Origin of the sequence: Micromonospora sp. NPDC005252 (assembly GCF_042872475.1) — a bacterium.
Taxonomy (GTDB): Bacteria; Actinomycetota; Actinomycetes; order Mycobacteriales; family Micromonosporaceae; genus Micromonospora.
On the sequence record NZ_JBIAKN010000002.1, the window covers coordinates 191,075 to 214,347 of the forward strand.

Sequence of the window (23,273 nt, forward strand, 5' to 3'; positions counted from 1 at the left end):
GAGAGGAGCTGTTCGTGGCATTGACCACGGCGCCCGACCCGACCCGACGCGGCCCCGGATCCGGCCGGGCTCACGCCGAGAGGCGTGGGCCCGGCAGCATCCGGCACAGCGAAGGTCTGGCGGGGTACGTCTTCCTGTCGCCGTGGCTCATCGGCCTGATGGGTGTCACGGCGGTCCCCATGCTGCTGTCGCTCTACCTGAGCTTCACCAACTACGACATCCTCACCCCCTTCTCCGAGGTGCGGTGGGTGGGGTTGGCCAACTACGAACGGATGTTCACCGCCGACCCGTCGTACTGGCACGCGGTGCGGGTCACCCTGACGTTCGCGCTGGTCGCGGTGCCGCTGAAGCTGGCCGCCGCGCTCGGCGTGGCGTTGCTGCTCAACCGAGCCTGGCGCGGCGTCGGGCTGTTCCGCGGGCTGTTCTACCTGCCGTCGCTGCTCGGCGGCAGCGTCGCGCTGGCCATCGTCTGGGTCAACATGTTCAACCGCGACGGGGCGTTCAACTCGCTGCTGAGCCTCGTCGGCATCACCGGCAGACCGTGGGTCAACGACCCCGACTGGGCCCTGGAGACGCTGATGGTGCTCGCCATCTGGCAGTTCGGGGCGCCGATGGTGATCTTCCTGGCCGGGCTCAAGCAGGTGCCCACCGAGCTGTACGAGGCCGCCTCGGTCGACGGCGCCGGCAGGTTCCGCCAGTTCCGCAACGTCACGCTGCCGATGCTCTCCCCGGTCATCTTCTTCAACCTGGTGCTGGAGACGATCAACGGCTTCCAGGGCTTCACCGCCGCGTTCGTGCTCAGCAACGGCACCGGCGGCCCGGTCGACTCCACCCTCATGTACACGCTGAACCTCTACATCACCGGCTTCACCGACCTCAACATGGGCTACGCCTCGGCGATGGCCTGGGTGTTCCTGCTCGCCATCGCGGTCATCACCGCGATCTTCTTCAGCACCGGACGGTTCTGGGTGCACTACTCCGACGGGGAGGACCGGTGATGGTGGCGGTGAACCCGGCGGCCGCGGCGTCGACCACAGCGCCGCCTAACGCGCGTCGTCGGCCCGGCGGCCGGTCCCTGCTGCGGCTGCTGATCCTGGTGATCATCGTCGTCGTGGTGCTCTACCCGCTGATCTGGATGGTGGGCACGTCGGTGAAGTCCCAGGAGGAGATCGTCAACAACGTCGGGCTGCTGCCCGAGCGCTTCACCCCGGGCAACTACACCGCCGGATGGTCCAACTTCGACGTCAGCTTCGGCCGGTTCTTCCTCAACAGCGCGATGGTCAGCCTGCTCACCGTCGTCGGCAACGGGCTCTCCTGCCTGCTGGCCGCGTACGCCTTCGCCCGGCTGCGGTTCCGGCTGCGCGGCATGTGGTTCGCCGTCATGATCGGCACGCTGCTGCTGCCCCAGCACGTGCTGATCGTGCCGCAGTACATCCTGTTCCGGACGCTCGGGCTGGTGGGCGGCGACTGGCCGTACCTGCCACTGCTCATCCCGCAGTTCCTGGCCACCGAGGCGTTCTTCGTCTTCCTCATGGTGCAGTTCATGCGCGGCGTCCCGCGCGAGTTGGACGAGGCGGCCCGGATCGACGGCGCCGGCCCGTACGGCATCTTCCGGCACATCATCCTGCCGCTGAGCCGTCCCGCGCTGGTCACCACGGCGATCTTCTCGTTCATCTGGACCTGGAACGACTTCTTCCGCCAGTTGGTCTTCCTGTCCCAACTGGAGGACTACACCGTGCCGGTCGCGCTGACCCTGTTCATCGACTCGACCAGCCAGAGCGCGGTCGGGCCGATGTTCGCCATGTCGGTGCTGTCGCTGCTGCCGGTCTTCCTGTTCTTCGTCGCCTTCCAGCGGATGCTCGTCGAGGGGATCAACACCAGTGGCATCAAGGGCTGAACCGGTCGACACCGGCGGGCGGCGGGACTGGCGGGACGTCGCTCGTGACGCCGCCGACCTCGCGCTGCTCGGCATCCTGCTGACCCTCGCCGCGGCGCCGGTGCTCACCGCCGCCGCGGCCGTCGGCGCGGCCAGCGCGGCCGTGCACGACTGGACGCGTACCGGCAGCTGGCCGTCGGCGCGGGCCACCGCGCGCCGGTTCGGCCGCGCGGTGCTGCCCGGCGTGCCGGTCAGTCTGCTCGCGCTCGCCGTGGCCGGGCTGCTCGCCGCCGACCTGGCGGCGCTGGCCGCCGGCCGGGTGCCGGGCGGCCCGCCGGTGCTGGCGGTGACCGCGCTGGTCGCGGCCGGGCTGGCCGGGTACGCCGGGCTGGTCGTCGTCGAGGTGGGCGGCGACGGGGGCGGGCGGTGGCGGGGCGCGGCCCGCTCCGCCGCCCGCGCCTGCCTCGACGCGCCGACCCGCTGGGCCGCGCTCACCGGGGTGACGGCGCTGGCCGGGCTGCTCGCCGTCCTGGTATCCCCGGTCGCCGTGCCGATCCTCGCCGGCTACACCGTGGCCGCCCTGCACGCCGTCGCCAGCCGCCGGCCCGCCCTCGCCGGTATCGACGGCGGCCGCCCGGCTCTCGCCGGTGTCGACGGCGGCCGCTCGACTCTCGCTGGCACCGACGGCCGTCGGCCGATCTCCGCCGGTGTCGCCGGTCCCCGGCCGGTCTCCGCCCAGCCGGAGCTGCCGTGAGCGCCGATCCGGCCGCCGCCGGCGGTGACGCGGCGGCCCGTACCGGCCCCGACCAGGTCGAGACGGCCGCCGAGGAGCCGGCGCGACTGCTGGTCGGCGGGACGGAGGTGGCCCGGTACGTGGTGGACCCGGCGCTGGACGCGCGGCACGGGCCCCGGCCGTACCTGCACCCGGTACGCACCCTCGGCGGCACGGTGGTCACCGACGCGCTTGCCGCCGACCACGTGTGGCACCTCGGCGCCTCCCTCGCCGTGCAGGACGTCAACGGCAGCAACCTCTGGGGCGGGCGCACCTACGTGCGCGACGTCGGCTACACGTGGCGCGACGACCACGGGCGGATCGCGCACACCGGCTGGTCCGAGCGGGCCGTCGACCGGCTGGCGCACCGGCTGCAGTGGCGCGACCGGCACGGGTCGGTGCTGCTCACGGAGCAGCGGCGGCTCGCCGCCGTTCCGCTGACCGGCGGCGTGTCGGCCTGGCGGCTGGAGATGGACTACACGCTCAGCGCCCCGGCGGAGCAGGACGTGCGGCTGGGCAGCCCCGCCACCAACGGCCGCCCCGGCGGGGCCGGCTACGGGGGGTTTTTCTGGCGGGCGGTCTCGGCCTCGCCCGCGTCGGTGTTCAGCGCCTCGGCGACGGGGGAGGAGGCGGTCAACGGCTCCGCCGAGCCGTGGATTGCGCTCTGCGGCACCGGGCCGGACGGTCGGGCGTACACCCTGGTCTTTACCGGTCTCGGGGTCGACGACCGGTGGTTCGTGCGGACCGCGATGTACCCGGGTGTGGGGGTGGCGTTCGCCTTCGAACGGCCGGTCACCATCGCGGCTGGCCTGCAGCGGCAGGGCCGGCACGGCGTGGTCGTCGCCGATGGAGCCCTGGACCCTGCCACCGCCGCGGCAGTGGCCGCGAACTCCGCCCGTGTTGACGTGGTGAGCGGTGATCATGTGGTGAAACAGAGGTCAACGAGCGGTTGATCCACTCCAGGTCGCCGACATGGGGGTGTCCGGGCGTCTGGATGCCCCCATATCGGCGATATGGTGTGGATCAACCGCACAGGGGGTCGCGTTTGTCAGCGGGTGGGCAGGGCGGCGGTCACCCGCACGGACTTGACGATGGCGGGGATGGAGCCGATCAGCAGGACCAGACCCCAGATGATGGCCACGATGGCGAAGACCAGCGCGCCCACGTCGTCGAGGATGCTCACCACGATGACCGGGACGAGCCGGTGCAGGAACTCCAGCACGACGGTGCAAAGCAGGGTGGTGAGCGCCAGCAGCACGAGGCCCTTGTTCTGCGCGAACCGTGGCTGGGCGAGCAGCAGCAGCACCGCCCAGACCAGCTTCAGCAGCAGCGCCAGCCCCAGCAGCAGGCTCGCCTCACCCACCGGGAAGAAGCCCCACAACGCCAGGTACGCCAGGGTGCCGAACGGCACGGCCAAAAACAGCGACACCATGATGGTCAGCTCCACGAAAGCGATGATCAGCAGCACGAGCGAGCCCAGGATGAGCAGGATCGAGAAGATCAGCGTCGCCACACCCTGGATCCGGCCCTGCACCCGCTCGGGCACGACCAGGCTCAGGCAGAACAGACCGGTGGTCCACAGCGCCACCACGTCGATCAGCGCCAGGTAGCTCGTACCTCGCCCGGAGGGCTCGCTGATTCCGCCGGCGTCCACCTCCACGCCGAGGTCCGCCGCGCCGGCCAGCAGCGCGCCGGTGGCGTCCCCGCCCCCGGTGAGCAGTGACGATCCGACCTCGACGAGGACCACCAGCGTGACCGCGACCAGCGCGAGCAGCAGGAAGGGCTTGCGCAGGTCACCCATGTCGGGCCTCCTCGCGGTCGTGCCGGCCGACAGGTGCGCGGCCGGGGCCGGCGGCCGGCACGGGCCCGGCCGGGGGACGGGTCAGTCGGCGGCGACGGTGACCGTGCATCCGACACCTCCCGGACAGCTCAGCAGCACAGTGACCGCACGGTCGACGGCAATCCGGGCGACCGCCTCGCCGCCGTCGTCCGGCTCGACCTCGGAGCGCACGGTGAGGTCGGCGTCGCGGGGCGCCGGAGCGCGCACCACGAACGGGCGACCACTGCGCAGCACCAGCGTCCGCAGCTCGCCCGGGTCGGCGACGCGCACCGCGCAGCCGCCGACGAAGCTGAGCACGTCGCCGGTGCGGTCGCAGTCGGCCTGCACGGTCGCCGGGTCGACGCTCGTACTCGCGCCGGCGAGCCGGCCGAGCCGCTCGACGACCCCCGGCGGATCGTCCGCGCGGCCCTGGTCGCCGCCGGAGACACCGACGGCGAGGACGAAGAACGCCACCAGCAGCGCCGCCAGGGTCACCAGCACCACCTTCTGCCGACCGCTCATCGCTGCGCGACCGCCCCGGTCACCTCGGTGAACCGGATCTGGTCCACGCCGGCGAAGTACCTGTCGAAGCCCTGCGTCTTGCCCACCGCGACCAGGGTGAGCGTGTGCCGACCCGGCCCGAGCCGGACGGTGCCCACGTCGGTGAAGTCCTGCAGGACGACCGTCGGCGTGAAGCCGAAGAAGGTGCCGCCGAGCTGCACCCCGTCGACCTGCCAGATGGTGTTGGCGTAGTCGAAGGACGTGGTGCGCCTGGTGGAGAACCGCCAGAGCGCGTCGGCGGGCAGCTCGACCGTGACGCTCACCCGGTCGCCGGGTGCCAGGCCGGCGAAGAACAGCTGCTTGTCGCCCGACCAGGTCACGTCGCAGCAGTTCGGTTGCGCCCCGACCGCCGCGGCGGTCTTCGCCGGGGATTCGATTCGAGCGCCGTCGACCAGGCTCTCCGCCTCCACCGTCACGACCCGTGGCGTGCCCGGTGTGGGTGTGCCGTCGGGGCGGGTCAGCAGGTAGCCGACCACTCCGGCGACCACCAGCACCAGCGCCGCCGCGGCGGCGATCCACGGCCAGGGCGTCCGCTTCGGCGCGGCGACCGCGCGGACCTCGTACGTCACCCGGCCGCTGGAGCGCGAGCTCTCCTCCGGCGCGGTGTTCGCCGAGTACGCGAACCCGGTCATGTCGTAGCGGCGCGGCGCGATGCCCGCCGGTACGGCGAGGCGGACCAGGAAGGACACCGAGCCCTGCCCGGGAACCACCCGCTGCGGCTCGGTGACCGTGAACCAGGCCCGCTGGCTGCCCTCGCCGGGTGCCACGTCGAAGACCACGGTGTCCGGTGCCAGGCCCGGATTGGAGACGGTGAAGGTCAGCTCGCCGTGGTTGGCGGCATCCAGGGTGAACTGCGACGCGGCGGCGACGACGGTCCATTCGGTGGTCATGACGGCTCCTCTGCGGACGGTGTCGCGCTCGGCGGGCTGGGTGGCGGCGAAGCGGCGACGACGATCTCGGCGGTGGTCGACGCGGGCTTCTCCGCCTCGACGATTCGGGTGATCACGGCGAGCTGACCGGCGGCGGCCGCCGGCACCCGCACCACGATGTGGAAGGGCCGCTCGTCGGGTTCGTCGATGACGAACCCCGGCAACCCGGTGGCCAGCTCCAGCGCTCGGCGCATCCCGTACGGGGTCCCGCGCCACCGGGCCAGCAGCGCGCCGTTGGCCACCAGGTCACGGAGCCGGCCCACCGGCAGCGGCAGCGGGGCGTCCGGTCGAGGCGAGGCCACCACGTGGTCCATCGCCACCCAGCGGGTCAACCGCACGACCAGGTGGTCGGGCGCCCGGTACGGGTCGAACAGGGCGTCCACCTCGGCGAGGATCGCCTCGTCCGGAGCGTGCAGCCCCTCCATGACGTCCAGCAGCGCCCAGAGCACGCTGCCCGGCACGCACGCCCGCTGGTAGGCGGCGGGCAGCAGCCGCTCAATCGCCGAGCGTCGCATCCTGGCGCACCACCTCGATGTCGTGCTCGCCGGAGCAGAGCAGCCACGTGTCCGGGACGGTCACCACGTCGGCGGTGGCCTGGTTGGCGCTGGCGGTCCAGTTGACCGCGTCGGCACTGCGGTACACGCCGCGCTCACCGCAGGCCAGGACCAGTCGGTCGCCCGCCGTGGGACCGTTCGCACCGACGGTCGCCGGGCCGCTCACGGCGACGGCGTCCACCGGCACGAACCGGGTCCGGTCGCGCAGCGGCAGCCCGCAGTTGACCGACACCGACTGCCACTGCGGCTGGGCCGCGAGGGTGTCCAGCCGCAGCACCCCGCCGCTCTGCGTGGCGGCGAGGGCCTGCGATCCGGCGAACGCCAGGTCGCGGCAGGTCCCGCCGATCCAGCCGCTCTGCACGGTCTGCCACTGCACGTCGGACTCGAACAGCCGGGTGCGGTGGCAGCCCTGGCCGGGCTTCTTCGGGTCCGGCTCGCCCGCGCCGCTCCACAGCAGGGTGGCCGGGCCGTCGTACTGCACCGCGAGGACCCGGTTGTCCACGTTGGAGAGGCCGACGTGCGCGAAGCTGCCCGGCCGGCCACCGGCGGTCGACAGGTACACCCCGAAGCCCGCCTGCGCGGCGACCGCCACACCGGGAGCGCCCCGCTCGGAGACGAACGCGCGTACGGCGTAGAAGCCCCGGTCGGCGTCGGACGAATCGACGAGGATCTGCAACGGCACCGCGCCGGGCAGCAGCGACACCTCGTACAGCCCGGTGTCGGTCGCCACCAGCAGCGCGCCGGCGCCGTCGCGGTCCAGCCACGCCACGTCGGAGATGCGCGAGTCCAGGTCGGTCAGCAGCGACCACGTCTCACCCAGGTCGGTGCTCAGGTGCACCCGGGAGCCGCCCGAGGCGCGCAGCGTCACCACGGCCACCGAGCCGGGGCGCGCGACGATGCCCGGTCGCACCGGCGCGGGCGCGGGCGCCACCCGCAGCACGGTCTCGTCGTCGAACCGGCCGGCCGGCTCCCAGCCGGAGCCCGCGTTGCTGGAGCGGAACAGCACCGGGCCGCGTCCGGCGTACCAGGTGCGCGGCTGGTACTGGTCGACGGCGAGGGCGCGGACCTCGGCGTCGGGGGCCTCGTCGACCACGAACCGCACCGACTCGACGTAGCGCACGCCCGGCTCGGCGTGCTCCAACAGCCGGTACACGTTGGACGCGCGCAGCGGCTCACCGAACGGCCACCCGGTCGGGTTGAGCGCGGTGGGCAGCGGGCTGAGCGTCTGGTGCAGCCGGTCGTGGATGCGTCGCCGGACCGCGTCCACGTCCTCCTCCCGGCGCACCACCACCCGGGCCCGCACCGACACCGCCTTGAACCGGGCCCAGGTGGCCCGCGAGCGGATGCCGACCATCCGGCGCTGTTCCAGGTCGCCCTCGACGCGGTGGCGGGCCTCGGGCACCTCGTGCTCGCGCAGCACCGCCACCGGCAGCCGGCCGCCCGGGCGGGCCGTCGGCGGCACGTACGGCACCAGCACCACCTCGACCTCACCGGGCCGGGCGAAGCTGTAGACGGCCGAGCGGGTGAACGCGCGGGCCCGCGCCACCGCGCCGGAGCTGGTGGCCAGCACCTCGAAGTCGCGGGCGGTGACGGCGCGTTGCTGGGCGAAGAACTCGTACGGGCCGCGCAGCAGCACCGATTCCAGCGCCTCCATCTCCCGGCCGCCGGCCGCGGGCGCGGGGTTGTCGACCCGTACGCCGGGCAGTGGATCGCGCAGGCTGGTCAGCGTGCCGGCCGCCACGTTGCCGGTCGGACCGCCGCCGGCCCGGTACCAGAGCCGGACCTGTCGCCCGGCCGGCGGCACGGCCGCCACCGTCACCGCCCCGCCCGGCCCGGCGGCCTCGCCCGCACCGGCGGGCGGTCGCAGGTCGAGGGCCGGGGCGAAGGTGACGGTGCCCGAGCAGCGGTCGACGAGGTACGCCTTGGCCTGCGGACCGAGCCCGGCGAAACTGTCCACCGGCTGCCAGATCTCGAACGTGCGGCCGTCGTGCTCGCGGGCTGCCACCCCCAGCTCCACCGAGCCGGCCGGCACCTCCACCCCGAGCAGCAGGTCCAGCGGCTCGCCGGTGTGGGTGAGGGGAGCGTGCGCCGCCCGGAGCACCTGGCCGGGCTGGCCGGTGCCGACACCCAGCAGCTCCGCCTCGACGGGCTCGCAGTGGTGCATGCGGACCGTCACCGACGCTTCCCCGGCCGCCAGCAGGGCCGGTTCGGTGGTGACGAACAGGACCGGTCGGGGATCGGCGCCGCGCGCCGCCGCGACCCGCAGGCCGGCCGGGATCCGCACCGCGTCCCGGTCGGTGCCGGCGCGGGTGAACACGACGTCCGCCCAGGCCGCGGTGGGCGCGTGCCGCGCCACCCCGAGCAGGTTCAGAAACGAGACGTACGCCTTCTCCGGCAACTGGTTCAGCCGGTAGATCATCACTTCGGTGAGGTGCGCGAACGCCTCCACCAGCGCCATGCCCGGGTCATGCGCCGACAGGTCGGTCCAGGCGGGGCAGGACTGTTGGATCCGCTCGCGGGCCTCGGTGACGAGGTCGAGGAACCCACGGTCGTCCAGGTGCGGCACGGGCAGCGTCATGACTGTCCTCCCGGTTCGTCGTCGGCGGGGAGCAGGTCCACGGAGAACACCAGCTGCCCGGGTGTCAGGCTGGCCCGCACCCGGTAGTCCAGCCGGATCACCAGCCGCCACGCGTCGTCCGGGTCCGGTCCGGCGTCGGTGTCGATGACCTCCACCCGGGGCTCCCAGCGGGCGATGGCCTGCCGGACGTAGTGGATGGCCAGCCCGGCCGTCGTGTCGTCGTTGGGCGCGAAGACCAGCCGGTGCAGCCGGGAGCCGTACCCGGGTCGCATCAGCCGCTCGCCCGGCGTCGTGGACAACAACAGAAACAGCGCCTGGCGTACGCTCTCGTCGCCCTCGGTCATGGCCAGGCCGCCGGCCGCGGTGAGCGCCAGCCCGCCGCCCCGGCCGGCGTCGAAGCCCGCGCCGACGAAACGGAACGCCCTCATCGGTCCGCCCCCAGGAACTGCTGGCGCGGGTCGCGGACGGTGTGGTGGACCGCTCCCGGCGGTGTGCCGTCGGTGAACCCCTCCAGGTGCGAGAGCACCACCCGGTGCCCGTCGACGCGCAGCCAGTCGCTGTAGCCGACCCGGACGGTCAGCGTCTTCGCGCACGGCTTGATGGTCGGGCCGTAGTTCGGGCAGGCGATGATCTTTCGTCCCTCCGGGTCGTCGTCCACAAGCACCGGCACGGCGGTGACGGTCACCCAGAGCTGCGAGGGCTGGTTCTCGACCCGGCCGTCGTGGTCGCAGGTGATCACCGAGTCGCGGTGGATCCAGCGCATCAGCCGCCTCCTTCGTGATGGGCGCGAGCGAGCGAACGGGCCTGCTGCGCCGCGGTGGTCGCGTCCTCGGGCGCCTCGGCGTGCAGGAAGTCCACGCTGCGGGCGCGGACCACCATGGCCCGGCCCGGCGCGGAGATCACCAGGTCGCTCGCCGCGTGCAGGGTGGCCAGGTCGGGGGTGAGTTCCAGCCAACTGCCGCCCTCGGTGGCGAGCCGCAGGCTGCGCTGGACGTCGTCCACGACGATCGACTGCCCGCCGGCGGTCCGCAGGGACCAGCGGCGGGACTTCCCGTCGTCGACACCCGCGTCGTACGGCTCGACGGCGCCGAACAGCGAGCCCAGCACGACGCCCGAGGCGGGCTCGCCACCGGGCAGCACCACCAGCACGGTGTCGTCCGGATCGGGGAGCGCCACCAGGCCCTTGCCGCGTCCCGCACCGGGACAGAGCACGCCGAGCCAGCCGGCGTCCAGGTCCCCGTACGCCGGCAGGGTCAGCCGCACCCGGCCCAACCCGTCGGGGTCGGCCACGTCGGTGACGGTGCCCAGGGTGACCACCGCGCCGCCCGCCGTCGTGGGGGCAGCGGGCGGTGGCACGGTGGAGAAGCGGGTCAGGTGCCCGTCGCCGTCCACGGTGTGCACCACCTCGGTCAGCACGTACGCCCCGGCGAGCGGGTCGGGCACACCCGTCAGGTCGATCCGCCGGCCCGGCCGCAGCGCCGGATCGCCCTCGGCCAGCCCTTCGGCGGTGGCCAGCGCGGCGGCGCGCAGGTCCAGTCGCGCCTGGGCCAGGGCCTCCAACTCGTCGTCGCTGCGCCCCGGCTGGTCGACGGCGGTGCGTACCCCGTCCGCCCCGACGTCGGCCGGGTCCGGCCGGTCACCGGCCGGTCGGCCGCAGCGCGCCTCGTCGGCCTGCTGGCTGATCGGCTCGGCCCGCTGCGGATGCCAACCCAGCGCGGCGCTGGCGCCGCTGGCCTGGTCGGCGTTGGTGGACAGTCGCAGGGTGTGCACACCCGCGCCCAACCTCAGCGCGACGGGCTCCCCGTAGCCGGCGAGGGTGATCAGCCGGACGTCGTCGCCGTCGGCGGCCAGGTGCAGCCCGGCCCGGCCGGTGACCTCCCGGAGCAGCTCCAGGTCGCTGTGCCGGTGCTGAAGCAGCCGTTCCAGTCGCGGCCCGTCGCTCTCCGCCGTCACGGTCAGCCCCACCTCGCCGCACAGCTCACGGGCCAGCTCCGCCGCCGTCACCGAGGTGAAGACCCGCAGGTCCTGCCGCTTGCGCAGGCGGTGCAGCGCGTCGTACGCCCGCAGGCGCAGCACGGCCGCGCCGTCGGCGGCGTACTCGACCTCCACTGCGGTGACCTCACCGGTGAACAGCGCGTCGGGATGATCGGCGAGCCGCACGTCGAGGGTCGTGCCCGGCCGCGCCGCCGGGTCGAGAGCGCCGCCCCCGGCGGCGGTGGCGAGCACCAGCTCGGCCTGGGTCGGCTGGTCGAGCCGGGCGGCCACCCGCAGCGAGCGGACCCGCTGGCGGGCCGCGGCGTTCAGTTCCACGCCGTCCAGCGAAACGGTCAGCGCGCGGGGCGCGACGCTGGTCATGGCGTACTCCCCGAGCCGGTGCCGAGCGGCGTGCTGTCCGGGTTGGTGCTGGCGGGCGTCGTGCCGGTCGGCGTGGCCCAGCTCGCGGTGGCGATCGAGGCGCCCACGAACGACGCGCCGGCGCCCACCGCGCCGGCCACCGCCCGCGCCATCCCGGCCAGCGTCGACTCCGGCCCGCCACCGCCCGAGGCGCTGGTGGGGACCGCGAGGGTCGTGCCGGCGGGCACCGCGAGCGGGTCGGTGATCCGGTTGTGCTCGGCCAGCAACCGCCACCGCAGCGGCGACCCGAGCGCGTCGTTGGCAAGCAGGTCGAAGCGCACCCCGGACTGACCCGGTTCGGCGGCACCGTCACCGGCGGCGACCACGGCGCTGCCCGGGGCGGCCGCCGGGGTGCTCACCGCGGCCAGCTCCTCGGCGAATCCCGCCTGCGCCTGGTCGGCCGTCTCGGCGGCCCGGACCAGCTTCAGCCGCAGCCAGGAGCGCCGCGGCGAGCCCGTGCCGGTGAACGCGTCGAACCGCTCGGCCACCGCGATGATCACGCCGGGCACGTTCCAGGTCTTACCCCAGACCAGCCGGACCAGCGGCGGACGCAGCCACCCGTGCTCGGCGGTGGAGTTCTCGGCCAGCATCCACAGCGGCCGGGTGAGCACCCGTACGTCGGTGGGGCGGACCTGGGCCTGGACGAAGTCGACGTCGAACAGCAGGTCGAGCACCAGCTCCGTACGGCCGCCGCCGGTGAAGACCAACGGGTCGTCGGCCAGGCCGGACCCGGTGAGCTGCCCGCCGCCCGCGCCCCGATGACGTACGCCGGCGAGCCGGGTCACCTGCACGGTCTCCGGGTTGAGCAGGCAGTCCACCCGCTCCCCGGAGGAGTCGATGAGGAAGGCGACACGTTCCATCAGCCGCCCGCCTGTTCCCGATCCAGGCGGTCCACGTGACCGGCGTCGAGCGCCGCCCCAGGCACCGTCCACAGCGGAGCGTCGTCCGGCAGTTCCGGCCACGGGTCGACGGCCGTGGACGCCGGGAACACCAGGCCGACCGACCATTGCCCGGAACTCGGTTCGCGTTGATCGCGGTGGCTGCGGTCGGGCTCGCCGGGCTGTGTGGCCCGTACGCCGCCCTGCTGCGCTCGTTCGTCCGGTAGGGCGGGCCACCTGTCAGCGCCGCCCACCGCCATCCCGCCGACGGCGGTGGGGGCGGTAGTGGATCGTGGCTGGAAGGTGCCCCTGGAGGGGCCGAATTCCTCGACGATCTCGGGCGGGGAGCCGCGCCGGGTGGCCAGCGGCGGGGCGGCGGGCACGCCTGCCCGGGTCGGGACGCGTGCGTCGGTGGTCGGGGTGTCACGTCGTGCCGGTCCCACCGGTGCGGCCGCCGTGGCCGTCCGGGTCGCCGCGCCCCGCCACGATGACGGGCGCGAGGGCCAACGATCCAGTATCCGGCCGGACCAGCGCCGATTCGCCAGCGAGGACGCCGCTTCCCCGCCGTGCCCGCCCGACACGTGGGTGGCGGCGTCGGAATCGCCACCAGGGCTGACACTGCCGATTCCCGAGCCGCCCGGTCGACCGCCCTGGCCAGAGGCGTCGGGCACCCGACCCGACCTCCCATCCCGGCCGGAGGGCCGCCATCCGTCCGGTCTCCCGTCCGCCCCCACCGCACCCGTCCGGCCGAGGACGTCTGACCCGCCGAGGACGTCTGTCCCGCCCGTCCCGGCGAGACCGGCTGTCCGGCCGAGGCCGTCTCTCCCGCCGAGGCCGGCCGTCCTGCTGAGGCCGTGGCCGTCGGGTGCACCGGGGCCGCCTACCGTGCTCGGGCCGTCCGTCGCGCCGAGGTCGTCCGCCGTACCGGTCGCCCGGACGCCGCGTGCGTCGTCGTCGGGTTGGGCGGCCGGGCCGCGAGCGCGGCGGCCGGCCCGCTCGGCGAAGCGCCGGTCCTTCTCATCGGCAGAGCCGGTTCCTCCGTCGATTTCCAAAGGGCGAGCCTGAGCGGACGACGGCAGGCCACCTTCTCCCCGGCCGTCCTGCCGGTCGTCGCGGCCCGGCGTCTGCTCGACGCCGCCAGGGGTCGCGTCGAGGTCCAGTTCGCGCAGCAGGCCGGGGGCATGTGCGGCGACCAGGTTCAGCCAGTGCTGGGGCGGCTCCCCGAGACGACGCGGCACCTCCGCCGGAATCGCCGGGGGTACGCCGGTGTTCTCGACGAGTCCGGCGAGGCGCTGCACCGCGCCGGCCGCGGAGCGGAGCCGACCGGCCAGCCAGCTACGCGGGCGTCGGCGCGGCGGCACCGCCGGTCTCCAACTCCAGGCCCTCGTAGCGCAGCGTCAGCGACGCGATGGCGATCTCGTGGCTGACCGTGTTGAGGTGCGCCCCGCGCCACCGGGTGGGCCAGGCGTCGATCAGGTTCCAGCGCAGCACCTCGGCGGTGCCCGCCGAGTCCAGCAGCACCACCGACACGTTGCGGCGGTTGAGGGTGCCCTGGGCGGTGGCGTTCACCCAGTCCCACAGCTCGCGGGACGCGGTGAGGCCGAAGTGCAGGGTCACCGGCTCGTACTCGGCCTGGCCGGGGACCATCCGCGTCGGTCCGGGGCCGTGCTCGCGGTACGGCTGCCCGGGGATGTTCACCTCCAGTCCGCTCATCTCGGTGAAGTGGCCGTTGGTGACGCCGTTGATGAGGAGCCGGAAGTTGTACGCCCGGTACGGGTCGACCGGGGCGCCCGGCTGCGGGGTGGCTGTGGTGGGCATGTGTCAGCCTCCGATCGTCTCGGTCTCGGTGCCGCCGGCCCACTGGCTCAACTTGAACACCACGAATTCGGCGGGCTTGACGACGGCGATGCCGATGTGGGCGATCACCATGCCGGCGTCGCGCACGTCCACCGGGTTGGTCTCCTCGTCGCACTTGACGAAGAACGCCTCCTCGGGGCTGCGCCCGAGCAGCGCGCCGTCGCGCCACACCCGGGTGAGGAACGCACCGATGTCGCGCCGGATCGAGCGCCAGAGGGTGAAGTCGTTCGGCTCGAAGACCATCCAGCGGGTGCCGTTGGCGATGGCCTGCTCGATGGCGATGCTGAGCCGCCGTACGTTGAGGTAGCGCCACTCGCTGGCCTCGGCGGCGAGCGTACGGGCGCCCCAGACGCGGATGCCCTCGCCGGCGAAGTAGCGGATCACGTTGACGCCCTTGGGGTTGAGCACGTCGTGCTCCGGGCGGGTGACCAGGTAGCCCAGGTTGACCGCGCCGCGGACGGGTTCGTTGGCCGGCGCCTTGTGCACGCCCCGCAGGGCGTCGGTGCGGGCCCAGATGCCGGCGAGGTGCCCGCTCGGCGGGGTGAGTTCCAACTCCCCGCTGATCGGGTCGCGTACCTCGATCCACGGGTAGTAGAACGCGCCGAACTCGGACTGCCGGGGCCGGTACGCCGGTCCCTCGCCGCCGCCGGACCCACCGGGTCCCGCGCTGCCGGCCGCGCCCTCGGCGGGCTTGGGCGGCTTGCCGGACGACGGGGTGGCGACCCGGGTCAGCGCGGAGATGTCGTCGATGTCCGGGGCCGGGTCGCAGATCGCCACCATGGTGCGGGTGCGCTCGGCCATGCTGAGCAGCGCCTCGTGGGACACCACGTCGGAAAAGCCCGGAGCGGCGATGATGGAGATCTCGTCGATGGCCTCCAGCAGTTGCAGGCCACCGCGTCGCTGGCCGGTGCCGGTGATGGCGCCGCCCTCGCCGACGTTGACCACCCAGCATCGGGCGCCCCCGTTGTCCAGAAAACCGAAGACGGCCCGGGCCAGTGGGGTGCTCTCGATCTGGTTCCCGTCGGCGAAGAGCCGCAGGAACTCGGTCCAGTTGTTGACCGGTACCGCCTTGCCCAGGTGGGCGCCGCGGTTCGGGGCGACGCCGACGAACGCGGCGATGCTGGTGCTCGCCGGTCCGATCGGTCGGGCGCCGCTGGGGACCTCCTCGACGTAGATGCCGGGGGAGAAGTAGCTGGGCATCGGTCCTCCTGTGCGGGTGGGCGTCAGTGGGTCGGTGGTGCGCAGACGATGACGATGTCGTCCTCGCCGGCGTCGACGTCGGCGGTGAGCACGAGACCGCGCCCGCTGAGCCGCAGCCGTACCGGGCCGGGGTGTTCGGGGTCGTGCGGGACCCCGGCGATCAGGAACCGGCCGTCGGGGCCGGTGCGGGTCGCGGACGCGGTGCCGGGCAGTTCGACGCGCATGGCGGCGAGCGGTTGGTCCGCGGGGCCGACCACCCGGCCGGCGAGGGTGCGCATCGACAGCTGGCGCAGCCGTAGCGGTTGCAGGACCGGCGGCGCGGCCGGCGTCGGGTGCTCCACCTGCGTGGGCACGTCGATCAGCAGCGCCGGTCGGGGCGCGGCGTCGAACGCGTTCCACAGCGCGGCGTCGCCGGCCTCCAGCACCACCGGGTAGCTGCCGTCGCTGGTCGCGGCGGTGAGCACCCGGTCCAGGACGGCCAGCCCGGCCGGCCCGGCCACGCAGAGCAGGTAGCGGACCGTGAACCGGTACGGCTCGCGGACCGCGCCGCTGGAGCGCGTCTGCTGGGCCGGGCGCAGTTCGAGGGGCCACAGGGTCAGCCCGTCGGCGTCGACGCCCGCGTGGGGCGGGCCGATCGGGACGGGTTGCCCCGCCACGCCGGTCAGCCATGCGGCCAGCTCGGCGGTGGCCGTCTCGATCGGTCCGCGCCCGTCGGTGGTCATCGCGGCGGCGTCCCCTGGATCCGGTAGGCGATGGCCTCGTTCCACACGTGTGGGTAGACGCCGATCTCGAAGTAGCGGGTGAACCGGTTGATCGGCGCGTTGGTGTGGTCGTGGTAGAGCAGCCAGACCGGCGCGATGGTGAACAGCACGTAGTTCGCCAGCACCAGCGGGATGTAGAGCGGGCCGAGCAGACGCGCCTGGAAGATGTGCACGTCCTCGTGGCGCTGGATGCCGGAGCTGGAGCCGGCGCAGACGGTGCCGATGGTGGTGGCGTAGCGGGGTGAGACGCCCTCCACCACGCTGACCCGGCCGCTGCCGGCCGAGGTGGGCCGGTCCAGCGAGTGCCCGAAGATCAGGTGCACGGCCAGGTAGATGGCCCCGACGATCGTGTTGAGCAGGCTCCACGTGTGGTCGACGACGAAGAGGAAGATGCCGCGGGCGTCCGGCGCGTACACCCCGGCGGAGGTGACCGCCCAGCCGAACGCCGCGCCGACCAGCAGGCCCACGACGGCGCCGATGAGCAGGCCGACCGGGCCGCCGGCCAGGAGGCCGAGGACGGCGCCGAGACCCACCTGGATCGCCGCGCTGAGAATTCCGAAGATCATGACGTCACTCCTCAGACCCACGAGCGGAAGACACGGGGCTCGCGACCGCTCGCGAGCTGGGTGGGCGTCGCCTGCCGGTTGCCGGGCGGGAACTGGTTGACGCCGAGCGCGGCGGAGAAGATCACCAGCGCGTTGAAGAACGCGATGACCCACTTCTCGCCGCCGGCGTCGTCGGCGAAGGCCGCGGTCAGGTAGGACAGCAGCAGCGCGATGGCGATGGCGATCCACTTGCGGAGCTTGTCGCCGCTCGGGCCGATGAGCCCGCCGATGACGTTGGTGGCCAGCAGGGTGGCGGCGCTCGCGCCGGCGATGGTCCCCAGGGCGGCCCAGGTGAAGAGATCGTTCACGGCGATCCCCCTTTTCTGCGATGGTGCGACCGGGATGTGGTGGTGGTGAGGGCCGGTGCTCCGCGGGGGAGCACCGGCGCCGGTCGCCGTCGTCGCGGGCGGCCGGGGCCGGACGTGGCCGGCGGGGCCGGCCACCGGATGGATCAGCCGGGCCCGGGAGCGCCGGCGGGCGGGCCCGGCGAGGTCGGCCCAGTCGGCCCGGGTGCGGTCGCGCCGGGTGCGGCCGGCGCCGTCGGGCGACGGCGGCGCAGCAGGAGTACGCCCACCGCGGCGAGCACCAGTAGCAGGAGTACGCCGCCGCCGACCAGCAACCACGGGAAACCGCCGGAGTCGGAGGCGGCGGCTGCCGGTGACGCCGAGGGGCGGGGCGGGGCCTCGGCGACGGCCCGCAGTTCGATCGGCTTGTCCTGGTTGGAGTCGACCTTCCAGGTGACCGACCGGCCGTTGACGGTGCCATTGGTGTCGATCACCCGACCGGGAAACGTCACCGAGATCTCGAACGACATCAGCTTGAGGAAAGCCTGCTGTTGTTGAGGATTCTGCTGGGCAATTTTCCCGCCGTATTTCTTCGGGTCCAGCGGTAACGTGAATCGGTAGAAGTCGCCGTCTCGGACCAGTTTGACGCTCTCGCTGTCGAAGCTCGCCAGCGGTGCCCTGCGGTAACTGATCTGGGTGCCGAAGAGTTTGCCGTCCTCGTAGCTGGTCTCCTCGCCCGGCGGCAGCGCCGGAATGTTCTGCCGCAGCTCGGCGAAGGCCGCCGGGATGTTCTTGTTCCGGGCGCTCAGCAGGGACTTCTGGGCGGTCAGCAGCAACTGCCCGTCGACCGTGTCATCGGCGTTGACGGTGAGCCCGATGTTGAGTTGCATGCAGCCGCTCAACGCGGCGAGAAGAAGGAGGCACACCGCGACGCGGAGTGCCCTACCGCGGTTGACGCTCCTGTTCATGCGCTCAGTGTGTGTGATCGCTTTCACCATGAGCAGTCAGCGATCGGTCACAAGGCAGTCGCCGATTGTACCGGCGCACTGTCGTATTCGACCGAGGTGGGAAGCGGCGCAAAAGAATAAACTGGAGTTTTGCGTCCCGGTGTGCCTGACCCCGGGCTGAGTCGATGATCGTGGCCGGCTGAGTGGCCGGCTGAGTGGCCGCTCTCTCAGCCCGTCGGTGGTCGCCAGTCGACCTGCCGGGTCATGCCGCGCAGGACGGCGCCGGCCGGGATCAGTCGCAGCGCGGCGGCGCGCACAGCGAGGGCGAGCGGGTTGCGCAGTTGTTGGCCGTACCGGCCGGCGCGCAGCGAGGCACGGGCGATGGCCTGGCTGCGGGGGCGACGCTGCTCGTCGTACGCCGCCAGGGCGGCCGGCAGCCCCTCTGCGCCGCCGGAGCAGGCCGCGCCGAGCACGACCGCGTCCTCGATCGCCTGCCCGGCGCCCTGCCCGAGGTTCGGCGTCATCGCGTGGGCCGCGTCGCCGAGCAGCGCCACCCGTCCCCGCACGTACGAGGGCAGCGCCGTGGCCAGGTGGTGGATGTCGTTGCGCAGGACCACCCCGGGTGGGGTCGCCGCCAGCAGCGCGGGAATGGGCTCGTGCCAGGCGCCGAAGTGGTCCCGTACGGCCGCCAGTTCGTCCGGGGCATGGCCACCGGGCGGAGCGTTGAGTGCCGCGTACCAGTAGACCTGGCCCTCGCCGAGCGGCACCATGCCGAACTCGGCGGCCGGGCCCCAGGTGATCGCCGTCGGGATCGGGTCGGGGAACGCGACGGCGGCCCGCCAGGCCGTCGAGCCCGCGTACACCGGGGCCGGGATCTCCGGCCAGAGCTGGGTGCGCAGTCGGCTGTGCAGGCCGTCGGCGCCGACGACCAGGTCGGCGTCGAGGGTTCGTGGGCCGTCGGGCCCGTGGTGGCGCACCGTGGCGCGGTCGGGTTCGGACTCAACGTGCTCGACCTCGGCCCCGGTGTGCAGCGACGACGCGGGCAGCGCCTCGCGCAGGATGCGGTGCAGGGTGGCCCGGTGGATGCCGAGCGCGCTGGTGCCGAGCTGCCGGATCATCTCCGCCGCGTCCACCCGGGACAGCCACCGGCCCCGCCGGTCCCGGATCCCGCCGGGGGCCTCGGCGTGCGCGCTGGACCGCAGCGCCGGGCCCAGGCCGAGGGAGTCCAGGGCGCGCAGCGAGTTGGCCATCAGGGTCAGCCCGGCGCCCACCTCGCGTAGTTCGGGGGCGCGTTCCAGCACGGTCACCCGCCACCCGCCACCCGCCACCCGTGCCGGTGCAGGGCGAGGGCCGCGCTCAGCCCGCCGATGCCGCCGCCGACCACGACCGCGTGTGGCTCGCCCATGTCGCCCACCCTTCTACATCTGTAGAAGAGTGATACTACCTGCGGACCTCGACCGAAAGGAGACCCGTGACGGCCCGCGCCAACCGGATCGCGCTGCTGACCGACGCCGCCATCGAACTGATCGCCGACGGCGGGATGCGGGCGCTGACCCACCGGGCCGTCGACGGTCGCGCCGGGCTGCCGGCCGGCACCACCTCCGCGTACCTGCGCACCCGGCAGGCACTGATCGAGGCGGTGGTGGAACGCCTCGCCGAGCGGGAACGGACCGACCTGGCCGCGTACGACCTGCCGACCGGCCCGCCCTCCCCGACGCCGGGTCCCCGGCTCGACGGCGACGACCTCGACCGGCTCGCCGCCGGGGTGGCCGAGGTTCTCGACCGCTGGCTGAGCACCGGACGCAGCCGAACGCTGGCCCGCTACGCCTGTCTGCTGGAGGCGGTCCACCGCCCCGAACTGCGCGGCATCCTGCACCACGGCACCGGCCTGCGGGCACAGGCACGGGACCTGCTGACCCGGGCCGGGGCCACCGATCCCGACCGGCAGGGCGACCAGTTCGTCGTCTTCGTCGACGGTCTGCTCTTCGACCGTCTGGTCGGCGCCGGCGCGCTCACTGCCCCGCACCCCGGCGGCCCGGCCAGCCGCGCCGATCTCGCGGGCGCCGTCCGTACGCTGCTGCGCGCCTTGACCGGCAGCTGAGCCTCGGGCCGGTGCGCCGATCCGCAGCGCGTACGGCGGGTCGACCACCGAGCGCGGCAGGACGGCGCGGCGACCGTCGCGCAGCCCGGTGAGCGGGTCGATCGCGCGATGGTGAACGATCGCGAGGGGCGCTCCGGGCCGCCGGAAGGGCGCGGGCGATCATGGACCCCCGGCGTGCGGTCGAGGTGAGCGGAGGTGGGCGATGGCGTGGTTCGGGGGCCTGCGGGTCGCCGCTCACCGGCTGCGGCAGGGCTGGCGGCCGGTGCTGGAGGCGACCGTCGCGGCGACCGTGGCCTGGCTGCTCGCCACCCGCCTGCTCGGGCATCCGCAGCCCTTCTTCGCGCCGGCCGCCGCGCTGATCGTGCTCGGTCAGGCCCGCGGGCAGCGGATCCGGCGGGCCGTCGAGGTCGTACTCGGGGTGGCCGCCGGAGTGCTCGTCGCGGACCTGGTCGTGCAGGCGCTCGGCCCGGGCACCACGTGGACGGTCGGCACCGTCATCCTGCTCACCGTCCTGCTCGCGGTCGCCTTCGGCGCCACCGGCGTGACCCTGGTTCAGGCCGCTGTCTCCGCGCTCTACCTGGTGGTGGTCGCGCCACCGGACGGGTCGCTGGTGCCGTTCCGCTTCGTCGACGCGCTGGTCGGCGGCGCGGTCGCGCTCGCGGTCAGCCTCCTCGTCGACGCCCGGCACCCGCTCGCCCCCCTCGTCGCCGAGGTGCGGCGGACCTTCGACGAGCTGGCCGGCCTGGTGGGCGGGATCGCCGACGCGCTGGACGGTCGCGACGAGTCGGCGGCGATGGCCGCGCTGACGCGGGCCCGGGGCATGGACGCCCGGGTCGACGGGCTGCGCGAGGGCGTGCTCGCCGCCGGTGAGGCGCTGCGGCTCAACGTGCGCCGGCGTCGGCACATCGGCCGGCTGCGGTCGGTGGACGAGTCGTTCCGGCAGACCGACTACGTGGTCCGCAACGTCCGGGTGCTGGCCCGCGCCGGGGTGACGCTCAGTCGACTGCGGACCCCGACGCCGCCCGAGCTGGGCGAGGCGCTGCGCTGCCTGGTCGAGGCGGTCCGGGAGACCGGCGCGGCGCTCGCCGCCGACCTGGACGGGCGGGAGGAGGCCGCCGACCGGCACGCCGCCCGGGCGGACGAGGCGGCGCTGGCCGCCGTCCGCACGGCCGGGCAGCTCTTCGGGTCGACCCCGACCCTCCCACTCGCCATGATCATCGGACAGATCCGGGCGACGGCCATCGACCTGCTGCGGGGCGTGCACCCCGACGACGACGCCGCCGTCCTGGCCCGCGTGGACGAGGCCCTCGGCCTGCCCGCCGTGTGACCCCTCACCGCGTCCCTGCGCTCGGGTCTTGCCCGGTGCCGGCGGTGAGCCATCCGGTGGCGCTCGCGCGGATCGGGGCGGGGACGTCGTGGCCGTCGGGGAACTCCTCGTAGGTGATGTCGTAGCCGAGGCCACGCAGGTGCGGCACGAAACGGCGGCTGCACACGTCGATCGGCAGGACGCGGTCGTCCACCCCGTGCGAGACGAAGATCCGCGGCCGGCCCCGGATGCGCGGCGGCGCGGCGAAGCCGGGGGAGAAGGCCAGCACCGCGTCCACCAGGTCGCCGTTGGCCAGGCCCAGCGAGAGGGCGTACGAGGCCCCGTCGGAGAAACCGCCAAGCGTCACACCGTTGACGGGGTAGCCGTCGAATGCGCTGGCCAGCAGCGCGTCGATGTGCTGCACGTCCACCCCGAAGCCGCCGGCGAGCAGGTCCCAGCTGGCCCCCGACGACTGCGGGGCGACCAGCAGCAGGTGCTGCGCGTCCGCCACCGACAGCAGCAGGTCCAGGCCCTGCCGTGCGGAGCCGCCCGCCCCGTGCAGCAGCACCACCAGCCGGTACGCGGCGCCGTCGGCCGCCGGTTCCGGCACGTACGCCATCGCCGGCCGGCCGCCGTCGCCGCCGGGCAGCGGCACGAGGCCGGTGGGACCCGACACCACCGGCGGGTGCGGGCGGGTGGTCAACCGGCCGTGCCGGGGACCCTGCGCGGACGCTCCGGTCGGCGGCGCGGAGTCGGACACGGGCCACCACTCCTCGCGGTCGGCGAAAGGTGCGAGGCGGTTACCCGACCGGCCGCCGGTTAACCGGCGGCCAGCTCAGGCGCTGTCGCGGGTCACCAGGGCGGACGGGAAGAGCGTCGCCGGCGCGGCCGGGCGGCCGGCCAGCACGGCGGTGGCCGCCGCGGTGGCGATCCGGCCCACCGGGTGGCTCGCGGTGGTCAACGCCGGCGCGGTCATGCCGGCCAGCGGGATGTCGTCGAAGCCGGCCACCGCGACGTCACCGGGCACCCGCACACCGCCCTCGCGGAGCGCCGCGATGACCCCGAGCGCGGTCTCGTCGCTGATCGCGTAGATCGCATCGACGTCCGGCCAGCGGCGCAGAGCCTCGCCGGCCGCCGCCCGGCCACGCGCCGCCGTGAAGTCCCCGTCGACCACCCGCTCGGGTAGGCCGGCCTGGCGCATCAGGTGGCGGTACGCCTGCACGGGGCGCTGCGAGCACGGCAGCCACGCCGGACCGGTCACCATGGCGATCCGGCGGCGGCCCGTCGCGTACAGGTGGCGCAGCACCGCGCCGGCGCCAGCGGTGTTGTCGACGTCGAACGACGGCACCACGGCCGAGCCGATGCCGATCGAGGCGACCCGGCCGTGCAGCGAGCGGGGTACGGCGTCCAGCAGGGCCTCGGTGGTGTTGACCAGCACGACGCCGCACACGCTGCGGTCGGCGGCGAGCCGGTCCAGGCCGCGTGGGTCGCCCAGCGGCAGCCAGTGCAGCGCCACCCCGACGCCGGCCGGCGCGCACACCCGGGCGGCCGAGCCGACCACCCGGTGGACGTACGGGTCGTCCAACACCGCCGCGCTGGTCCCCGCGACGGCCACCACCAGCCGTACGCCGCCGCCGCGCACCAGCGCGCGGGCGGCCGGGTTGGGCACGTAACCCAACTGGTCGGCGGCCGTCACCACGCGCTCCCGAGCGGCCGGTGAGGCGAACCCCGTCCCGGCGATCACCCGCGAGGCCGTGGACCGGGACACCCCGGCGGCCCGGGCGACGTCCTCCAGAGTGGCTGGCCGGTGTGCCGCTGCCGTCATCGTGCCCTCCCCCCGGCGCCCGCCCG

At 74.1% G+C, this 23,273-nt stretch carries 26 protein-coding genes; 6 read left to right on the forward strand and 20 right to left on the reverse strand.

Annotated features, from left to right (window positions below):
- The first annotated feature begins 14 nt into the window (after window positions 1-14).
- The 4 genes from ACFYPH_RS06620 to ACFYPH_RS06635 are packed head-to-tail and all read left to right on the forward strand — an operon-like array spanning window position 15 to window position 3,601.
- A complete protein-coding gene (locus ACFYPH_RS06620) occupies window positions 15-998 on the forward strand; it encodes a sugar ABC transporter permease (RefSeq protein WP_363941924.1) in 984 nt (327 codons plus the stop codon).
- Window positions 998-1,897 (forward strand): carbohydrate ABC transporter permease, encoded by a 900-nt coding sequence (locus tag ACFYPH_RS06625; protein WP_354863368.1) that lies wholly within the window; start codon window positions 998-1,000, stop codon window positions 1,895-1,897. Before ACFYPH_RS06620 ends, ACFYPH_RS06625 begins: the two co-directional genes overlap by 1 nt.
- The gene (locus ACFYPH_RS06630) at window positions 1,881-2,630 is read left to right on the forward strand and encodes a hypothetical protein (protein WP_387179712.1); all 750 of its coding nucleotides are present in this window, start codon (window positions 1,881-1,883) and stop codon (window positions 2,628-2,630) included. The genes ACFYPH_RS06625 and ACFYPH_RS06630 overlap by 17 nt, the downstream gene beginning before the upstream one ends.
- Complete coding sequence (locus tag ACFYPH_RS06635) at window positions 2,627-3,601, forward strand: PmoA family protein (protein WP_387179715.1); 975 nt, start codon at window positions 2,627-2,629, stop codon at window positions 3,599-3,601. Before ACFYPH_RS06630 ends, ACFYPH_RS06635 begins: the two co-directional genes overlap by 4 nt.
- Before the next feature lie 95 nt (window positions 3,602-3,696).
- Here ACFYPH_RS06635 and ACFYPH_RS06640 read toward each other — a convergent pair whose 3' ends face one another.
- The 18 genes from ACFYPH_RS06640 to ACFYPH_RS06725 all read right to left on the reverse strand — a co-directional run bounded on the left by ACFYPH_RS06640 (window position 3,697) and on the right by ACFYPH_RS06725 (window position 19,420).
- Entirely contained in the window at window positions 3,697-4,449 is a 753-nt protein-coding gene (locus ACFYPH_RS06640; protein WP_354863362.1) for a hypothetical protein, read from the reverse strand.
- A gap of 81 nt (window positions 4,450-4,530) precedes the next feature.
- The gene (locus ACFYPH_RS06645) at window positions 4,531-4,989 is read right to left on the reverse strand and encodes a hypothetical protein (RefSeq protein ID WP_355137383.1); all 459 of its coding nucleotides are present in this window, start codon (window positions 4,987-4,989) and stop codon (window positions 4,531-4,533) included.
- Window positions 4,986-5,918 (reverse strand): hypothetical protein, encoded by a 933-nt coding sequence (locus tag ACFYPH_RS06650; protein ID WP_387179720.1) that lies wholly within the window; start codon window positions 5,916-5,918, stop codon window positions 4,986-4,988. The genes ACFYPH_RS06645 and ACFYPH_RS06650 overlap by 4 nt, the downstream gene beginning before the upstream one ends.
- Window positions 5,915-6,472, reverse strand: a complete 558-nt coding sequence (locus ACFYPH_RS06655) for a phage tail protein (protein WP_355065247.1) — start codon at window positions 6,470-6,472, stop codon at window positions 5,915-5,917. The genes ACFYPH_RS06650 and ACFYPH_RS06655 overlap by 4 nt, the downstream gene beginning before the upstream one ends.
- Window positions 6,453-9,089, reverse strand: a complete 2,637-nt coding sequence (locus tag ACFYPH_RS06660; RefSeq protein ID WP_355065249.1) for a putative baseplate assembly protein — start codon at window positions 9,087-9,089, stop codon at window positions 6,453-6,455. Before ACFYPH_RS06660 ends, ACFYPH_RS06655 begins: the two co-directional genes overlap by 20 nt.
- Window positions 9,086-9,517, reverse strand: coding sequence for a GPW/gp25 family protein (locus tag ACFYPH_RS06665; protein ID WP_354862851.1), 432 nt, complete (start codon window positions 9,515-9,517; stop codon window positions 9,086-9,088). The genes ACFYPH_RS06660 and ACFYPH_RS06665 overlap by 4 nt, the downstream gene beginning before the upstream one ends.
- Window positions 9,514-9,852 (reverse strand): hypothetical protein, encoded by a 339-nt coding sequence (locus ACFYPH_RS06670; protein ID WP_354862849.1) that lies wholly within the window; start codon window positions 9,850-9,852, stop codon window positions 9,514-9,516. Before ACFYPH_RS06670 ends, ACFYPH_RS06665 begins: the two co-directional genes overlap by 4 nt.
- Window positions 9,852-11,444: a contractile injection system protein, VgrG/Pvc8 family gene (locus tag ACFYPH_RS06675; RefSeq protein ID WP_387179724.1), complete on the reverse strand. Its 1,593-nt coding sequence runs from the start codon at window positions 11,442-11,444 to the stop codon at window positions 9,852-9,854. Before ACFYPH_RS06675 ends, ACFYPH_RS06670 begins: the two co-directional genes overlap by 1 nt.
- The gene (locus tag ACFYPH_RS06680) at window positions 11,441-12,343 is read right to left on the reverse strand and encodes a hypothetical protein (RefSeq protein ID WP_354862845.1); all 903 of its coding nucleotides are present in this window, start codon (window positions 12,341-12,343) and stop codon (window positions 11,441-11,443) included. The genes ACFYPH_RS06675 and ACFYPH_RS06680 overlap by 4 nt, the downstream gene beginning before the upstream one ends.
- A complete protein-coding gene (locus ACFYPH_RS06685) occupies window positions 12,343-12,744 on the reverse strand; it encodes a hypothetical protein (protein ID WP_387179727.1) in 402 nt (133 codons plus the stop codon). Before ACFYPH_RS06685 ends, ACFYPH_RS06680 begins: the two co-directional genes overlap by 1 nt.
- 952 nt (window positions 12,745-13,696) lie before the next feature.
- Complete coding sequence (locus ACFYPH_RS06690; RefSeq protein WP_354862842.1) at window positions 13,697-14,179, reverse strand: phage tail protein; 483 nt, start codon at window positions 14,177-14,179, stop codon at window positions 13,697-13,699.
- Between the two features lie 3 nt (window positions 14,180-14,182).
- A complete protein-coding gene (locus ACFYPH_RS06695; protein ID WP_355065261.1) occupies window positions 14,183-15,418 on the reverse strand; it encodes a phage tail sheath subtilisin-like domain-containing protein in 1,236 nt (411 codons plus the stop codon).
- Window positions 15,419-15,441: 23 nt separating this feature from the next.
- Window positions 15,442-16,140, reverse strand: coding sequence for a carboxypeptidase-like regulatory domain-containing protein (locus tag ACFYPH_RS06700; protein ID WP_355137365.1), 699 nt, complete (start codon window positions 16,138-16,140; stop codon window positions 15,442-15,444).
- Entirely contained in the window at window positions 16,137-16,745 is a 609-nt protein-coding gene (locus ACFYPH_RS06705; protein WP_387179731.1) for a glycine zipper family protein, read from the reverse strand. The genes ACFYPH_RS06700 and ACFYPH_RS06705 overlap by 4 nt, the downstream gene beginning before the upstream one ends.
- 11 nt (window positions 16,746-16,756) lie before the next feature.
- Window positions 16,757-17,092 carry a hypothetical protein gene (locus tag ACFYPH_RS06710; protein WP_355065267.1) on the reverse strand — a complete coding sequence of 112 codons (336 nt, stop codon included), beginning with the start codon at window positions 17,090-17,092 and terminating at the stop codon, window positions 16,757-16,759.
- 143 nt (window positions 17,093-17,235) lie between these two features.
- Window positions 17,236-18,036 (reverse strand): LppM family (lipo)protein, encoded by an 801-nt coding sequence (locus ACFYPH_RS06715; protein ID WP_387179734.1) that lies wholly within the window; start codon window positions 18,034-18,036, stop codon window positions 17,236-17,238.
- Between the two features lie 206 nt (window positions 18,037-18,242).
- A complete protein-coding gene (locus ACFYPH_RS06720; protein ID WP_387179737.1) occupies window positions 18,243-19,322 on the reverse strand; it encodes an FAD-dependent monooxygenase in 1,080 nt (359 codons plus the stop codon).
- The gene (locus ACFYPH_RS06725) at window positions 19,319-19,420 is read right to left on the reverse strand and encodes an FAD-binding protein (protein WP_387179740.1); all 102 of its coding nucleotides are present in this window, start codon (window positions 19,418-19,420) and stop codon (window positions 19,319-19,321) included. The genes ACFYPH_RS06720 and ACFYPH_RS06725 overlap by 4 nt, the downstream gene beginning before the upstream one ends.
- Before the next feature lie 66 nt (window positions 19,421-19,486).
- Between ACFYPH_RS06725 and ACFYPH_RS06730 the strand changes: the two genes are divergently transcribed.
- Window positions 19,487-20,116, forward strand: a complete 630-nt coding sequence (locus ACFYPH_RS06730) for a TetR/AcrR family transcriptional regulator (RefSeq protein ID WP_387179743.1) — start codon at window positions 19,487-19,489, stop codon at window positions 20,114-20,116.
- Between the two features lie 202 nt (window positions 20,117-20,318).
- Window positions 20,319-21,443: an aromatic acid exporter family protein gene (locus ACFYPH_RS06735; RefSeq protein WP_387179745.1), complete on the forward strand. Its 1,125-nt coding sequence runs from the start codon at window positions 20,319-20,321 to the stop codon at window positions 21,441-21,443.
- Window positions 21,444-21,447: 4 nt separating this feature from the next.
- Here ACFYPH_RS06735 and ACFYPH_RS06740 read toward each other — a convergent pair whose 3' ends face one another.
- Both ACFYPH_RS06740 and ACFYPH_RS06745 read right to left on the reverse strand, forming a co-directional pair.
- Window positions 21,448-22,182 (reverse strand): alpha/beta hydrolase, encoded by a 735-nt coding sequence (locus ACFYPH_RS06740; protein WP_387179747.1) that lies wholly within the window; start codon window positions 22,180-22,182, stop codon window positions 21,448-21,450.
- 75 nt (window positions 22,183-22,257) lie between these two features.
- Window positions 22,258-23,247 carry a LacI family DNA-binding transcriptional regulator gene (locus tag ACFYPH_RS06745; protein ID WP_355065277.1) on the reverse strand — a complete coding sequence of 330 codons (990 nt, stop codon included), beginning with the start codon at window positions 23,245-23,247 and terminating at the stop codon, window positions 22,258-22,260.
- Between the last annotated feature and the right edge of the window lie 26 nt (window positions 23,248-23,273).